This window comes from Candidatus Thioglobus sp. NP1, assembly GCF_003326015.1.
Taxonomy (GTDB): domain Bacteria; phylum Pseudomonadota; class Gammaproteobacteria; order PS1; family Pseudothioglobaceae; genus Pseudothioglobus; species Pseudothioglobus singularis_A.
In genome coordinates this window covers 867579-883415 of record NZ_CP023860.1, presented here as the reverse complement: position 1 = coordinate 883415, position 15837 = coordinate 867579, and the positions used below count along the sequence as shown (strand labels likewise).

Annotated in this window: 15 protein-coding genes; 6 read left to right on the top strand and 9 right to left on the bottom strand. The window is 35.5% G+C overall.

Going from position 1 to position 15837, the window contains the following annotated elements; all coding sequences use genetic code 11:
• Positions 1 to 76: 76 nt before the first annotated feature.
• Positions 77 to 1249, top strand: coding sequence for an MFS transporter (locus CRN91_RS04555; protein WP_114115257.1), 1173 nt, complete (start codon positions 77 to 79; stop codon positions 1247 to 1249).
• Between the two features lie 20 nt (positions 1250 to 1269).
• Here the strand turns inward: CRN91_RS04555 and recJ are convergent, their stop codons facing one another.
• From recJ to lspA, 3 genes are all read right to left on the bottom strand, one after another.
• Positions 1270 to 2964: a single-stranded-DNA-specific exonuclease RecJ gene (gene recJ / locus CRN91_RS04550; RefSeq protein WP_114115256.1), complete on the bottom strand. Its 1695-nt coding sequence runs from the start codon at positions 2962 to 2964 to the stop codon at positions 1270 to 1272.
• Positions 2954 to 3514 (bottom strand): Lcl C-terminal domain-containing protein, encoded by a 561-nt coding sequence (locus CRN91_RS04545; RefSeq protein WP_254424912.1) that lies wholly within the window; start codon positions 3512 to 3514, stop codon positions 2954 to 2956. Before CRN91_RS04545 ends, recJ begins: the two co-directional genes overlap by 11 nt.
• A gap of 87 nt (positions 3515 to 3601) precedes the next feature.
• On the bottom strand, positions 3602 to 4078 hold the full coding sequence (lspA, locus tag CRN91_RS04540) for a signal peptidase II (RefSeq protein WP_254424911.1): 477 nt from the start codon (positions 4076 to 4078) through the stop codon (positions 3602 to 3604).
• A 61-nt stretch (positions 4079 to 4139) separates the two neighbouring features.
• Between lspA and CRN91_RS04535 the strand changes: the two genes are divergently transcribed.
• Entirely contained in the window at positions 4140 to 4925 is a 786-nt protein-coding gene (locus tag CRN91_RS04535; protein ID WP_114115255.1) for an enoyl-ACP reductase FabI, read from the top strand.
• Positions 4926 to 4952: 27 nt separating this feature from the next.
• On the opposite strand, the gene CRN91_RS04530 is transcribed toward CRN91_RS04535, so the two are convergent.
• From CRN91_RS04530 to CRN91_RS04520, 3 genes are all read right to left on the bottom strand, one after another.
• Entirely contained in the window at positions 4953 to 6797 is a 1845-nt protein-coding gene (locus tag CRN91_RS04530; RefSeq protein WP_114115254.1) for a SurA N-terminal domain-containing protein, read from the bottom strand.
• Positions 6798 to 7021: 224 nt separating this feature from the next.
• The gene (doeB, locus tag CRN91_RS04525) at positions 7022 to 8011 is read right to left on the bottom strand and encodes a N(2)-acetyl-L-2,4-diaminobutanoate deacetylase DoeB (protein ID WP_114115253.1); all 990 of its coding nucleotides are present in this window, start codon (positions 8009 to 8011) and stop codon (positions 7022 to 7024) included.
• 83 nt (positions 8012 to 8094) lie between these two features.
• Complete coding sequence (locus tag CRN91_RS04520; RefSeq protein ID WP_114115252.1) at positions 8095 to 9426, bottom strand: DEAD/DEAH box helicase; 1332 nt, start codon at positions 9424 to 9426, stop codon at positions 8095 to 8097.
• Positions 9427 to 9732: 306 nt separating this feature from the next.
• Here CRN91_RS04520 and CRN91_RS04515 point away from each other — a divergent pair, with 306 nt between their 5' ends.
• The 4 genes from CRN91_RS04515 (at position 9733) to CRN91_RS04500 (ending at position 13036) form a co-directional block, all read left to right on the top strand.
• Complete coding sequence (locus CRN91_RS04515) at positions 9733 to 11166, top strand: tetratricopeptide repeat protein (RefSeq protein ID WP_114115251.1); 1434 nt, start codon at positions 9733 to 9735, stop codon at positions 11164 to 11166.
• 66 nt (positions 11167 to 11232) lie between these two features.
• A complete protein-coding gene (locus tag CRN91_RS04510; RefSeq protein WP_254424910.1) occupies positions 11233 to 11796 on the top strand; it encodes a 2OG-Fe(II) oxygenase in 564 nt (187 codons plus the stop codon).
• Positions 11797 to 12099: 303 nt separating this feature from the next.
• A complete protein-coding gene (locus CRN91_RS04505) occupies positions 12100 to 12534 on the top strand; it encodes a hypothetical protein (protein WP_114115249.1) in 435 nt (144 codons plus the stop codon).
• A 40-nt stretch (positions 12535 to 12574) separates the two neighbouring features.
• Positions 12575 to 13036, top strand: a complete 462-nt coding sequence (locus tag CRN91_RS04500; RefSeq protein ID WP_114115248.1) for a hypothetical protein — start codon at positions 12575 to 12577, stop codon at positions 13034 to 13036.
• A gap of 25 nt (positions 13037 to 13061) precedes the next feature.
• Here the strand turns inward: CRN91_RS04500 and CRN91_RS04495 are convergent, their stop codons facing one another.
• The 3 genes from CRN91_RS04495 to CRN91_RS04485 are packed head-to-tail and all read right to left on the bottom strand — an operon-like array spanning position 13062 to position 15835.
• The gene (locus tag CRN91_RS04495) at positions 13062 to 14516 is read right to left on the bottom strand and encodes an ATP dependent DNA ligase (RefSeq protein ID WP_114115247.1); all 1455 of its coding nucleotides are present in this window, start codon (positions 14514 to 14516) and stop codon (positions 13062 to 13064) included.
• Positions 14513 to 15220, bottom strand: coding sequence for a hypothetical protein (locus CRN91_RS04490; RefSeq protein WP_114115246.1), 708 nt, complete (start codon positions 15218 to 15220; stop codon positions 14513 to 14515). Before CRN91_RS04490 ends, CRN91_RS04495 begins: the two co-directional genes overlap by 4 nt.
• A gap of 9 nt (positions 15221 to 15229) precedes the next feature.
• Positions 15230 to 15835 carry a hypothetical protein gene (locus CRN91_RS04485; protein ID WP_114115245.1) on the bottom strand — a complete coding sequence of 202 codons (606 nt, stop codon included), beginning with the start codon at positions 15833 to 15835 and terminating at the stop codon, positions 15230 to 15232.
• Positions 15836 to 15837 lie beyond the last annotated feature (2 nt).

Below are 15837 nucleotides of genomic sequence, written 5' to 3'. Positions count from 1 at the left end.
TAGCACCCCTGACTTAGTCAAAATTAAGACTTTAAATATCTTTTATAAGCTCAGTTTAAAGGTATATTAACACGCTATGAAAATTGCTCGTAAATCTCCCGAACTACTAATTCTAATTATGACTGTTGGTGCAGGAATAAGTTGGGCTGTCTGGCTCAACCTGCTTAACAACTTTGCCATTGAAAAGATTGACTTCTCTGGTGCTGAGATTGGAATCCTGCAGAGTCTAAGAGAAGTCCCTGGACTTCTTGCTTTTACAGTCATTTTTGTTTTGGCTTTTGTCAGAGAGCAAAAACTAGCTTATATCTCTATTGCATTAATGGGTTTTGGTGTTCTAATAACAGGCATGGTTGAAACTAATATGACTTTTTATTTAGCAACAATAATTATGTCAATCGGTTTTCATTATTTTGAGACACTATCAAGCTCACTTACCCTACAGTGGGTTGATAAAGATAAAACTGCTGAATTTTTAGGCCGAGTAATTGCTACTCGATCAGCCGCGTCAATTGCAGCATTTAGCTTAGTCTGGGTCTTATTTGAAATATTTAATATAGACTATTTTTGGATTTATGTAATTGGTGGAGGTTTTTCAATTATTGCAGCTTTTTTCTGTTGGCAACATTTTGCTTACTTTCCTCAAAAAGTCACTCAGACCAAAAAGGTAGTCTTACGAAAAAGATACTGGCTTTATTACGCTTTACAGTTTATGGGTGGTGCAAGAAGGCAAATCTTTGTCGTTTTTGCTGCTTTTCTAATGGTTGAAAAGTTTGAATTTAGTGTTGGTGCAATATCACTATTATTACTGGCAAATGCTGCTATAAATGTTACTTTAGCGCCAAAAATTGGAAGACTTATTCATAAATTTGGTGAGCGCCGTTCACTCATTTTTGAATATGTTGGATTAGCTTTTATATTTGTTGGATATGCGGTAGTTGAGAGTAGTACTTTTGCGGTTTTTCTTTATATTGCCGATCATATATTCTTTTCTATCGCTATTGCCCTTAAAACTTACTTTCAAAAAATAGCAGATCCTGCTGATATTGCATCGAGTGCCGGTGTTTCCTTTTCAATAAATCATATTGCAGCGGTCTTTATACCTGTTGTTTTTGGTCTTATTTGGCTATACTCGCCCTCTTTAGTATTTCTTGCAGGCGCAGGAATGGCAGTATTATCTCTTTTCCTAGCCCTTAATATGCCAGCAAAACCCGCTGCAGGAAATGAAGTCTTATTAGGTAAATTTACTTAATTCATCATATTGGGCCTTTTTTATATGATCTCCATTAGCTCAATCATTAACTGTAAAGATTCATTTCCTCTAAATGAGTTCACATTAAGTTTATAAGCAACTCTGACCTTCTTAGATTTGAGTTTTTCTTGAAAAAAAGCGATTCCTTCAAAAATAGAACTATTATCAATTAACTTAAGAGTGCACTTAAGATGTTTTTCACCTACAATTTTCTGCTCTATTAACTCAAAGTCTCCATAAAAAATAGGCTCTTCAAAACCCTGACCCCAAGGCGAAGCCTGACGAAGAAGCTCAGCATTCTTAAGGGTTATTTCAGAAGCCTCTAATTTGCCATCAGTTAGAAGCTCAATAATTGGTTTTTTACCTTCAAGATGCTTGGTAATAGCCTCTGAAAATGCCTCTTTAAAAATCTTAAAATTCTCAGGAATAATTGATAATCCTGCAGCCATTGCATGACCACCATACTTTTCAATTAATCCTGGATTATTAATAGCAACTGTTTCAAGTAAATCTTTGATGTGTACATCTGGTATTGACCTTATAGAGCCTTTTAATACTTTATCAGCTTTTGCAAAAACGGCACATGGACATTGATAGGTTTCTTTTAGCTTGCCGGCAACAATTCCAACCACACCTTCATGCCAAGTCTCATCATAAAGTACTATTGCAAATTGACTCTCATCTATCAACTGCTCCTCTACAATAGCTAGTGCCTCATCCTGCATTCGCGTCTGTTCTTTACGTCTTTTAATATTAAACTCTTCGAGGTTTAAGGCGTATCTCCTTGCATCATTAATATCCTCTGATAATAAGCATCGTATTCCTTGTGAAATATCACTGAGTCGCCCTGCTGCATTTATCCTTGGAGCAACAGTAAAACCAAGATCAGAGGCTTGGAGAGACTCTACAGGCCGTTTTGTTAGCTCAAGTATAGCTAGGATGCCTTTTGAGCACCTTTTTTGACGAATACGTTTAATTCCCTCATTGATGAGAATTCTATTGTTTTGATCAAGTTTGACAACATCTGCAACAGTCCCAAGAGCAACAAGATCAAGAAGCTCACGAAGGTCAGGTAGTTCAATATTTTGTTTCTCAAAATAACCTTTAGCAACAAGATGGGTTTTCAATGATGAAAACAAATAAAAAGATACCCCAACACCAGCTAAACTTTTAGAAGGAAAATCACAACCTCTTAGATTTGGATTAATGATTGAATTGGCCTCTGGAAGATCTTTAGGTGGTAAGTGATGATCAGTAATTATGACGTCAATTCCGAACGATCTTGCAAGCGCAGTTCCATCATTACTTGAAATACCATTATCAACCGTAATAATTAAATCTGGCTCCTTTTCAATTTTTGCTTCATTAACAATCTCAGGGCTCAGTCCATAGCCATGTTTAAAGCGATTTGGCACTAGAAAATCAACATACTTAGCACCCATTAATCGAAGAGCCTTTATTGCTACCGCACTAGCTGTAGCCCCGTCAGCATCAAAGTCACCAATAATTAGGATTTTTTTGTCCTCATAAATAGCCCTTTCAAGCAACTCAAGGGCAATATTAAGTTGATCAAAATTTGGCTTTAGTAGTCCTGGTAGAGACATATCAAGTTGAGACTCAGTGACACATCTTGAGGCGTATATTTTCTTTAGAAGCGTAGGTATATCGTCAGAGTATGACTCATATAATGCATTATCTTTCTCTCTACTTAGCACTTCTTACAAGTCTGATATGAGTACCTATAGTCTTATCACGAACTATAGAGCCACCAAAAAAGAAAGGAATTTCATAGGCTAGGGATGGGTTATCTTTTGCAGTAGCAGAAGTCCAGTAAGTATCCATTTGAGTATTTGGAAAAAATATAGAATCAATTAATATGTCACCATCAACATAATAATTAACTATTGATTTAAGCTCATCGCGCGTTGGAAGTCGCCAGTCTGAATAGGAGCAAAGTTTCACCTCATTAATATCTTCAATATAAGATTGGGTATTACAGCCCTTTCCCCAGTAACAATTTTTACTAAAAGCGCCATTTTCTCTGCCACTCTCTCCATCAAACCAGGTGTAGGTATTTTGACTATATTGAAGACCCTCTTCAGATGCTTTAATTTCCCATAAAAGAGCATTATTTTGATCTAATACACACGACCACTCTTTACTATCAAGATCAAGTAATTGTCCATCATTAGCCATTTTTTTAAACTCAGCAGTAACGCTAAAGCTCAGTGAAATTAATAGTGAGAGTAGGAACACTTTTTTCATAATAAAAGGGTTTTTTCAAAGTTCATTTTATATTCTACCATTTAAGATGTTTCTGATGACAACTGCTAGATTAATTCAAGGCTATTATTAATCAGGAAGTTTTTTTCGCTCTAATAGAAGCAGTATGACACCAACAAAAATAAAACTATCTGCTAAATTAAATACTGGCCAATAAAAACCGTTTATATGGATATCAATAAAGTCAACAACGTAACCATATTGAGCTCTATCTATTAGGTTTCCAACTGCACCTGAGAGAAGGGAGAATTGACCTAAAAGCTTTTGACCATAATTTATTGGTGTTTTTTGAATCCATATAATAACCCCAACAGAAACAAAGACTGAAACGCTAAGTAGAAAGGCTTTTTGTATTGGGCCGCCATCAGCTAAGATACTAAAGGCTGCTCCAGTATTGTGTAAATAAGTCCAGCTAAGATAGGAATTTACCACCATTGATTGACCTAAATCAAAGGACGAAACAAAAATTTGTTTTGTCAATTGATCCATTATTACCAATGCAAGAAACAAAAGGTAGTAGCGTTTATGATTAATAAGAATTAGCATCTATTTAGTCAATGTGTTTATAATAATTCAGTAATTGTATTATAAATATTGTGGAGGTTTCATGGGTTTTTTAACGGGTAAAAAAGCACTTATTATTGGTGTTGCCTCAAATCGTTCAATCGCCTGGGGAATTGCTGAAGCAATGGTAGCAAATGGCTGTGAAGTTGCTTTTACCTACCAAACAGATAAACTCAAAAGCCGAGTGGAAAAATGTGCTGAAATTTGTAACTCTTCTATTGTTATCCCATGTGATGTATCCAGTGATGAGCAAATCAATCAATCCTTTATTGAGCTTAGAAAATCCTGGGAAAGTTTTGATATTTTGGTACACTCAGTAGCCTTTGCTGATAGAGCAGAGCTCGATGGTAATTATGTTGAGGTTACAACCAGAGAAGGCTTTCTTAAAGCTCATGAGATCTCTTCTTACAGCTTTACAGCACTTGCAAAAGCAGCGTTACCAATGCTTAATGAAAATGGCTCCCTTTTAACTCTTAGTTATTTAGGAGCTCTCAGAGCAATTCCCAACTATAACGTAATGGGCGTAGCAAAAGCTTCTTTAGAGGCTAATGTGAGATATATGGCTGCTGCCTTAGGTGCTGAAAAAGGTATTCGAGTAAATGCTGTATCCGCTGGTGCAATTAAAACATTGGCTGCCAGTGGTATTAAAGGCTTTGGAAAACTTCTAGACCATGCTGCTGAAAGCTCAGCATTAAAAAGAAATGTTAGTATTGAGGAGGTTGGAAATGTTGCAGCCTTTTTATGTTCCGACCTAGCATCTGGAATAACGGGTGAAGTTACTTATGTAGATGCAGGCTACAACTTTTACGAAAAAGGTCCTGACTTATAAATTATTAAGTTGTTTTAACGAAATAACTTAAAGTAGATCTGTAAACACTTTTATTTCCGCATTCTCACGCAACTGCTTTATAAGGGCGACAAACATTTCATTATTTTCTTGGCTTAAGTAGAGCTCACCAACTCCCGTGTCTGTTACTTCTTCTGGAGTTCTTACACCACTCAAGTCAATTACTAATGAAGTTGAATTATTGACGCTTCTAGAGCTGTATGTGTGCTCTCCATCAACGGGCCTAGGAATCGTAAAGGCAATACTTGCAAGATTAAAAGGTAGATCTGAAGACCTTTCAATCCAACCCTCAGAATTCCACTCTAAATCTACATCCGCTAATAATTTTTTGCTCATTGCCTCATCGCCACTCGCAAGTGAACTAGCAATACTAAGTGATAAATCATCAATCAATTTTTTTGCAGCAATATTTCTAAGTATTGATCTAATTTGATCCTCAACCTCACTCAATTCTTTTTGGCGCTCAGGTTGTAAAGAGGAAAGTGCTAGAACCACAAATCTTCCTCCATCAAGCTCTAATACTTCAGAATTCTCACTATTCTCAATAACTTCCTCACTGAATGCAGCTGCAACGAAAGCTTGATCATAATCACCTGAACCTTGAGCAAAGAAATTAGATGTTTGCATCTCGAGATCAAGCTGATCAGCAACCATATCAAGTGACTCTTCATAGGCCAAACTTGCAAACTCCTCTTGTAAATCAAAAAGAGTTTTTTGCTTAACATTTTTCTTATGAAGTGCTACTAATTGGTCCTTGACTTCATCGTATGACTGAGTAGTCTCATCTTCAATATCTGTAAGTTTAATAATATGAAAATATCCTGAATCAGTAGCAACTACGTCGCTTATGTCACCAATATTCATAGCAAAAACTGCTTTATCAAATTCAGCGCCCATTAAATCTTTCTCAAAGAAACCTAAATCACCACCGTTGTCATTTGAGGAGCTATCTTCTGAGTTTACTTTGGCCAGCTCAGCAAAATCTGCACCCTCTTTTATTTGAACAAGTAATACGTTTGCAAGGCCCTCATCTTCAATCAATATATGTTGAGCTCGTCTTTGCTCTGGATTGGTATATAGCTCAGTATTATCTTCATATAGACTTTTAAGAGTATCTTCATCTGGATTAGCAGGCTCATCAATACTGTCTAAAGACATCTCAACAAAGTCAACTTTTACTTTACGACCCTCAACGAAATTAAAATTATTTTCATTAAAATAATCTGAAATTTCTTTCTGATCAACATCAACCATATCTATATATTTATCCGTTGAAATAGCAATATAAGAAACCTCTCGCTGCTGAGAAACTAAATCATTAAGTTGCTGAATTTGAACATTAGATAAAAAACTAGATTCAACAAGATTACGTTTGATTTGCTCTTGAGAAAGTGCTTTTGATTGGGCTATTTCATAGCTTATTGGGTTATAGCTATTAAGCCTCAAGATTTGACTGTAGCGATCCTCAGAGAACTGCCCATCAACCTGAAATGCTTGATTTGATTGAATAACAGAACGAACTTCTTGATTTAATGTCACTATATCAAGTGAGTTAGCATAGTTTTCAATTAATTTTTCGTTAATCATAGAATCTAATAGAGATTGTTTTAGAACATTATCAATCTCTTGTGAGTATGCCGAACCTAATTGTTGTTGCAGGTTTCTTTGTTGGGTATTTAATTCTTGATAATAGAGGTTAATATCAATATCCTCGCCATCTACTGTCGCAATTGAGGCATTACCAGCTCGACTAACATAGTCCTGAATTCCAAATAATGCAAATGGAACAGTTATAAGGCCGACGATAAGGTAAGCGACCCAGCCTTTAGATTTATTTCTTATTGCACCTAACATAATTATATTTTTTAACCAAAAAATGTTGGTAGTAATAACCACCAACTATTAATACTTTTACCCAAAATAAAATAAGGGCCCCAAATGGAGTTAATTTTTAACTCTCAAATAATTTTACTAGCTATAGGATTAGGTATTTCTACCAAACACATCAAACTCGTTCAGATGCATTATACAAGGCTAAGTCCTTTAACTTAAAAATTTTTAGTTATCAACTTTAAGCCCTAAATTGGAACTGAAATAACACCAAGGAAATCCCCAGCAGCTATTAATCCTGGAAAGTGTCGCCCAGTATAAATACCATCTATACCCGCGAAGTATTCCTTTGACGGAGAGCCCGTTCTTTCAAGATTATGAATCTTTGCAACAATCTGACCAGCCTTAACCTCTTCTCCCAAATCAACACAATGCTCAACCAAGCCTGAAGTCTCACTAAAAACATAGCAGCTATCATCTGGCATATCTAAGTTTAAGGTCTCATCTACCTCCATATCACCCTTGATAATTCCTGAGTGACGAAGAATATTTCGAATTCCTTTTTTGGCAATACCAACAGTATAGGCAGTTGTTGACCCCCCTCCACCAAGCTCAGTACTTATAAAAACTTTCCCCATATTTTCTGCAGCCGTATCGTACATATTAGCAGCATCTATCTCTAAAAGCATTACCGAGTGAGGGGCATTAAAGGCTTTCATTGCTGCAATGCAAAGTGACTGTTGCTTCTTATCTTCAAGAATATGAGCAGCACAAAATGGAAGAAACTCCATGGTCTTTCCACCAGAATGAAAATCTACAACATAATCAGCGAGCGGCAAAAGAGTTCTAGTAAAGTAGTCTGCGATTTTTTGGGTAAAGTTGCCTTCAGGATCTCCTGGAAAAACGCGATTCATATTTCCCCCATCGATTGGCGAGTTTCTCTTTCCAGCTTGAAATGCAGGATAATTCATTCCAGGAATAATAATAACTCGACCTGAAAGTTCTTTAGGATTTATCTCATTTGCTAAATCAAATAATGCTACTGGGCCTTCATATTCATCGCCATGATTTGCTCCAGTAAATAATATTGTTGGTCCAACACCATTCTTAGCAACCGTTATTGGAATAATTATTGAACCCCATGCTGAATCATCATGAGAATGAGGAAGCTTAAGAAAACCATGCTGAATACCTTCTTTCTCAAAATCAACTGTTGAGCTTACTGGACTGTCTTTCATATTAGATGATTAAGTAAAATTAACAATGCATCATTGTACTTCAACGCTTTAATATTTTCAATATTCGCTGTTGCTTGAGACCTTTATTTATTTTTTCCCCAATAAAATTTCTTTTTAGGTTTATTTAGTTTTTTCTGATCATCTCTTCGACGCTGATTATTTTTAGGTCTAGGATCAGAAGAATTTTTCTTGATAGAATTTTTTTTATGAGTTTTAGTATTATCTGTTTTTTTTGGGCGCTTAGATTTAACTGGTTGCAATTCAGGAGATTTTGGCACATCATGTTTTGGCCAAAAACCCTCTTCTAGCTGACGTTCAAGTTGTTTTTGGATAAGGCGTTCAATATCAAACAATTGTTTAGACTCATCAGCACTTACCAAAGAAATTGCCTCACCTTCCCTTCCAGCTCTCCCAGTTCGACCAATTCTATGGACATAGTCCTCAGGAACACTCGGCAAGTCAAAATTTATAACGTGAGGAAGTTGGTCAATATCAATGCCTCTAGCAGCAATATCAGTAGCAACAAGAACCCTAACCTTGCCAGACTTAAATTCTGATAACGCACGTGTTCTAGCGCCTTGACTTTTGTTGCCATGGATAGCAGTTGAATTTATACCTTTTTTATCTAGATTTTTAGCTATTCTATTTGCACCATGTTTGGTTCTACTAAATACAAGTACTTGCTGCCACTCTCCTTTATTAATTAAATGTATTAGAAGTGCAGTTTTACTAGATTTATCAACTGGACAGATCCAGTGTTTAATAGCTTCAACTGTCGTATTTCTGGGAGTTACTGAGATTTCAATAGGCTGATAAACAAGACCTTTAGCAAGTCGACGTATATCTTCAGAAAAGGTTGCTGAAAACATTAATGTCTGACGTTTTTTTGGGAGTAGTTTGATAATTCTTTTAATATCATGAATAAATCCCATATCTAGCATTCGGTCTGCTTCATCTAATACTAAAACCTCTAACTCATCAAAATGCACAGCATTTTGAGAATGAAGATCAAGCAATCTTCCAGGTGTTGCAACTAAAATATCAATACCTTTTCGAAGCTTTTTCATTTGAGGCCCTATACCAACTCCTCCAAAAACAACAGAAGAGCTTATTGGTAAATTCTGTCCATAGGTTTTGACACTCTCATGAACTTGAGCTGCAAGCTCTCGAGTTGGCGTTAGTATTAAAGTACGTATATGATTAGATGAAGGACTCTTTCCATTTGAAAGTCTTTCTAAAATTGGCAAAGTGAAGCCTGCTGTTTTTCCTGTTCCAGTTTGAGCTGCTGCCATAAGGTCTTTTCCCTCTAAAACAATAGGGATAGATTTTTCCTGGATAGGAGAAGGTTCAGAATACCCCTCAGTCTTAATTGCATCAAGAATCTGTGGAGATAGGCCTAGCGTTGTGAAGCTCATAAATTACCATTTGAAAATTATGGGTGCATTTTACGGGTTTAAGTATGGTTAAACTCAATATATAGTGGAGCGGACGTCCGAGCAAAAAATATGATCTTAACCTCAGTAAAAAAATCTTTATATTACATAAAATAATAGGTCCAAAATATTAGACTAGACAAAAATCAATCCCAAGACTTCTAGTTATTTAATTCTTAGTATTTCTAATAAAACAATATCTGTAGCCTTATTTTTAAGAAATTTACAAGGATATAAGTTAGAATAGTTATCTAGAACTTATATGAGCTAGTCTAGGAAGGATATGCAATGGAAGTCACGATAGATCAAATATTTCAAGAAGCTATAGCTGCTCATAATTCTGGTGATCTCGAAGAAGCTAAACGACTTTATAGTTCTATCTTAAAAGTTGAACCAACACATCCTCGCGTTATTCATAATTTAGGGCTAATCGATTTATCTAAAGGCAAGGTGACGTCAGCATTGCAATTATTTGAAGAGGCTATTGTGGAGAATTCGAGTATTGAACAATTTTGGATTAGTTATATTGACACTCTTATCTCAGACCAGCAATTTGAGAATGCAAAACAAGCAATTATTAATGGAGAGAAAAAAGGAGTTGCTAAAAAAATACTCCATGCACTTGAACAAAAATTGATGTTAGTTAAGGAAGGAAATATTCCAATAAATTCTCCGGCTGAGTCAGAAATACAAAAGCTTATAAATCACTATGAAAACGGGCAATATGAAGACGCAGAGACTTTAGCAATATCTATGACTGAACAATTTCCAGAACACCATTTTAGTTGGAAGATTCTTGGAGCGATCCTAAAACAAACTGGTAAGTTATCTGAGTCATTAATTGCCAATCAAAAATCCATAAAATTAAATCCTCAAGATGAAGAGGTGCACAATAACATGGGTGTCTCGCTTAAAGAACTCGCTAGATTTGATGATGCTGAAGTTAGTTATAGGAAGGCAATAGCATTAAAACCTGGCTATGCGGAAGCCCATAGCAATTTAGGCGCCTTACTGCAAGAGATTGGTAGATTTGATGATGCTGAAGTCAGTTATAGAGAGGCGATAGCTTTAAAACCAGACTTTGCTGATGCCTATAGTAATTTGGGCATCATTCTTAAAGATATGGGTAGATTTGTGGATGCAGAGGATAGTTACAGGCAGGCAATTGCATTAAAACCTGACTATGCTGATGCCTACAACAACCTAGGTATCACCCTCAAAGAACTGGGCAAATTAGAAGAGGCTGAAACTATTTTGAGGCAAGCTATAAATTTGAAATCTGATTTTGCAGAAGCCTACTGCAACTTGGGCATCATTCTTAAAGAGCTTAGGAAATTTGAAGATGCAGAGGATAGTTACAGGCAGGCAATAACATTAAAACCTGACTATGCTGATGCCTACAACAACCTAGGTATCACCCTCAAAGAACTGGGCAAATTAGAAGAGGCTGAAACTATTTTGAGGCAAGCTATAAATTTGAAATCTGATTTTGCAGAAGCCTACTGCAACTTGGGCATTATGTTAAGAGAACTTAAAAGATTAGAAGAGGCTGAAGCAAGCTTAAGGCAAGCGATAACTTTGAAATCTGATTTTGCAGAAGCCCATAATAATTTAGGTAAACTATTAATGAAAGTTGGACAACATCGAGAAGGCCTTTACGAGGAAATGATAGGTGCTGGTTTTATTTCTTTTAATTTAAATAAAGGTGTCTCCTTTACATAAGAGGTTTAAGTGAAAAAAGTAGTTTTATCAAAACAAAATGCGAATCCTAATTTCATTGGTTCATGGATGCTAAATCCTCTATCAGTATGCGATGAATTGATTAACTATTTTGAAGCAAATAAATATAAGCAAAAGCAAGGTGAAACTTCAGGCGGGGAACAACTACATATTAAAAATAGCATTGATATTTCAATATTACCAAAAGATATGAAACTTTCTGGTAATGAAGTTTTTGAAGAATATTTTAACAACCTATTTTCTTGCTACGAAGACTATACTAAACAGTGGCCTTTTTTAACAACATTCGCTGATAGTTTGCAAATTGGTGAATTTAATCTTCAAAGATATCAAAGTGGTCAACATTTCGGTGCATTACATACTGAACGAAGTAGTTTGGATTCGCTTCATCGTATTTTTGCGTGGATGACATACTTAAATGATGTTGATATAGAAGATGGTGGATCAACTTTTTTTAGTCACTATGATTTAGACATCCAACCAAAAAAAGGGCTGACATTAATCTGGCCTGCAGAGTGGACGCATGCTCATAAAGGTAATTTGTTACATGCTAATTCTAAATACATAATTACCGGGTGGATGCATTTCCCTTCGGATTTAAAAGAAATATAATTATTGAATCGAACCAACTAAGATGGCGGAGCGGACGTCCGAGAGACAACATCATTCAAACCCCTATACAAAAGCAAATCAACACATATTAAAAATCAATAGGTACCAAATAGGTACGATTATGCACTTCTAACTAACTTAAGAGTGTTTTTAATCTAATATCACTACAAACTGCTCTTTAAAGGTTTATTTGGCTAATGACTATGATTGTTCCTTATTCAAGAGTATATTTAGATTTCATCTATGAAAGAAAGAAGTAAATATGAAGAATATATATTTGAAAACAGAACCAGGTAAAAAATAATGGAAATAACAACTGAAAATTCATATCGCATTCTAATAGCTCAAAATGATGAGATTCTAGTTAATATGGTTTATGCAGAAATAAATGAAGAAGTTTGTGGAGCTTTTTCAGGAGATGGTGGTGGTGGACTCTTTTATTTTAATGAAGACCATGAAGCTTCAGTCTCTGATGATTTTGGTGAGTTTGATGCCCCATTACTTGGTGATTATGAAGATTTAGCAAAAATTTACTTAAAACTTGAAAAGTTAAGGAGTGATTTTGAAGATTCTGATGAAGATGGAAATATTATTGGAATCTCCGAGGAAGGTCTTGAATTTTTAAATAATTATCAATCAGATGAAAATGGATATGCTGAATGTTATAGTGATGGAGCATCTGAAGATTTTATCTATGATATTCAATATGAATGGAATTTAAATTTTTCCTTGGAGTAAAGATGAACATAGAGCTTCTTAATTTTATTAATTTAAAAATATGAAAGAAATTCATAAAAAAAGACTCCAAAATAATTTTACATGGACCCCTGCTGATAAAAGGCTTGATAATATTGGTCAACCTGTCCCACCTCGGCCTGCAGATAAAAGAAAACCAAAATTATGGCTAACTAATGCAATTAAAAATAATGATGAAACTTTAGAAGCTTATGATATTTTTTTGGTTAATTCTTCAGGTATGAGCTTAAAGTCTGTAACTGTTGATAGCGGTGGTTGGTATTATGATGCTGATGAGCTTATTGAGTCTTCTCAAACGGATAAAATTGAATATAAAAATATTAATGATGGTGAGGCAATTAAAGTATTCATTTATCATCCTTTATATGATGGTGATGAGACGACATGGTTGTCTCTGAAAATAGAAATGGTAAATGATATTATTGATTTTTCTACCTCATATAACCAAAACACAAAAAGAGTCGATAAAGAGGTTGTAATTTAAAACAAATTGATTTTAAATTTCCTAATCATATTTTTTGCCAACCCTTTTTAATATTCTTTTCAATCATTTTCTCTGAAATAGTTGCAGCTGCTTCTTTAACTGAAGCGAGCCTAACCTCTCTTTTTAATGGGTCTTTTCTATCTGGACTATAATCAGTCCAATGGATAACGTAAGCTGGATAATTTGAGTCAAGTTTCTCTTTATTGGTTTTCCATATAACGAGCTTTTTCACTGAGATAGATTCTTTAACTGTCTTGGTATAAACCTCTCTTCGAATAATTTTACTTGTGGGTAATTTTGGAGCTTCTGCTTTCGTTTGAGTATCGCTAATTAAGCATCTATCTATAATTTGTTCGATACGAAGATCTGTTATATTTATGTTTTTGTCTGAACGATACCTAACAAAAACAGGGTGATGAATGCTTGCAAAAGGAAGCTTCTGGAGTGCTTGCCATTTATCGTCATTATTAGAGAGCACCATCTTGCGAATTAAGTTGCCCGAGGAATCTTCACTTTGTATGTCAACCGCCTTAATTTCAACAATTACTTCAGGCTTTACAAAGTGATAAACAGCTCCATCCCCACTGGTGTATCGCCAATTTGATTCAATTTGAGATTTTTGTATTTTTTTCATCATTTCTTTTCTGGATCTAGCATCCCCCAAAGAGCCACATGATCCAAGCAATTGAAATGATTTATCGGGACGCATTAAGGCAAGCATAATTGAGCGAACTTGAGAGTTATCATCATTATTTTCTGTGTAACCAATGATTACAGCATCAACTGATAATGAAGGCTTGACTTTATAAATTCTTCCTTCCCCTGCTCTAATTACTAAACCTTCTGCTTTTCCAGCACCAACCCAATCTTCAAAGTAGCTGACTGCCTCTTTAGGACTATTGATTACTTCTGTTTTGACGCATTTAACTCTTTTACCTCCGTCTAGAAGCCTCTGCATTAATTCAAGTCGATCTTTATAGTCTGCAAGAGGTATGTTAGAGAGCTTATCTCCGCCTGAGATAATGTCAAAGGCAGCAAAGCCTAGCTTTTCTACTTCTGCCTTTGCACCGCCCCCTAGGGCACTGGAAAGATCACTGACTCTTGGTCTGCTGTCTTTAGTTGCAACAAAAAGCTCACCCACAAGAATTGATCTACCAATAAAACGACTGGATATATTAGTGACCTCAGTTACTAACGGTATATCTCCAGCAATAAGTTTGCCATTTGTATTAGATAAAACTACTTCATTACCCTCAATAATCATGAACCAAAGTTCACCATCTATCTTAGGTGAAATATGCATTTCTCCAGGCGTTAGATTTGAATTTATATCATCTAATAAGAGCGATCTATAGCCAGCCACTACAGTCTTTCGGTAGCCTTTAAGTTTAGAGAGTACTTCTAGCTCCAAAATACCGTTATCTCCAACAGTTACTCCAGACCCAAGAGGTTTGGCATTTTTTAAATTAAAAATACTCATTTTTTTGGCTCCGAGCTAATTCTTTTAAGTTCCATATTGCTTAAGTGCAGAAGCAGTTGGTATTTCTTACCATCAACTCTACCCTCTAGAAAGCCCCTATATGGCATTCCATTTGCTTGAAATATTAGCGGTTCATTGCCTTTTTGACCAGCCCCAACTAGAACCATCACATCTTCATCTTGCAGCTCTTTTGCCATGTCAAATAGATAGTCAAAAGTTAAGCCATCAACATGTTTGATTTGAATTGTTCTTTTAAATGCAAATTTAACTGCTACTTTAGATTTAGGCATTTTTTTACCTGTCCATCGAACAGGAAGTTCATCATCTACATTGCCTGGAATATCTTCAGGGCTTCTTCGTTCCTTTTCAGTTCCATCAGGGGCAATTATTACTTCAACAGTTTTTGGGGGTGAATAAAGGAGTTCCCCTTTACTACTGAGATAGACGACATCTGAGCCTGAAATAAATTTACCAATTGCCTCAATATCTATTTCTGGATCTTCCTCAATTAGCTTAGAAGAATAATTATCACCATACAAACTAGCAAGGTTTTTATGAAGATTCTCTTGGGTTGCAGACAAATAGCGCTTAAAGTTGAGTTCCTTGTTAGGTATACCCATTTCAAATGGTTTTTCATACTTTAGAGAGGAGATAGCTACTGTAGCATCCCTATTTTCTTTGTTCATTAAGTGAAGTTTTCTCATGAATTACCTCTAAAACATTTCAAAATCAAGATCATCATTATCATCACCCACTTCATCTTCAAAGTTTTCCTCAATAACCTGGTCAAGTTCCATCCATATAGGTTTCGTAGGGTTACCAATTAACACAAAATATCCTTCGTCATTCAAGACAAGGTAAGCAGATTCAGCATGATAATCTTCACGATAGTTAAAAGGAAAATTTAGAACCCTTCCAGACTCTAGAACAGCTTGTATTGATGGATGAACCACTTCTGGGTCAAGTTGATAAATTGAATCAACCGCTAAGTCTAAGAGTTGTTCTAGATCAGATAGCAAAGCATCTTGAGCTATACCTAAAGTTGCAGGAATCTTATCAAGCACTTTGCCACTTGAATCCATACCTATTAATTCTTTATTTGGAATCCAATTCATATCACTATCAAAATAACCTTGTGAGGTCATTCCCGACATAATAAGTGTTAACCCATCATCACTCAATGAACACCTAAGACAGTTTTCTCCTAATGGGTCTAATGGGACACGTTTTCTTGAGCCATACAGTTTTGAACGATCAATCTTTTTATGACTGAATTGGGCTTCCTCGCCCTTAAAGTTAATATGTAATAACTTTGCCATAA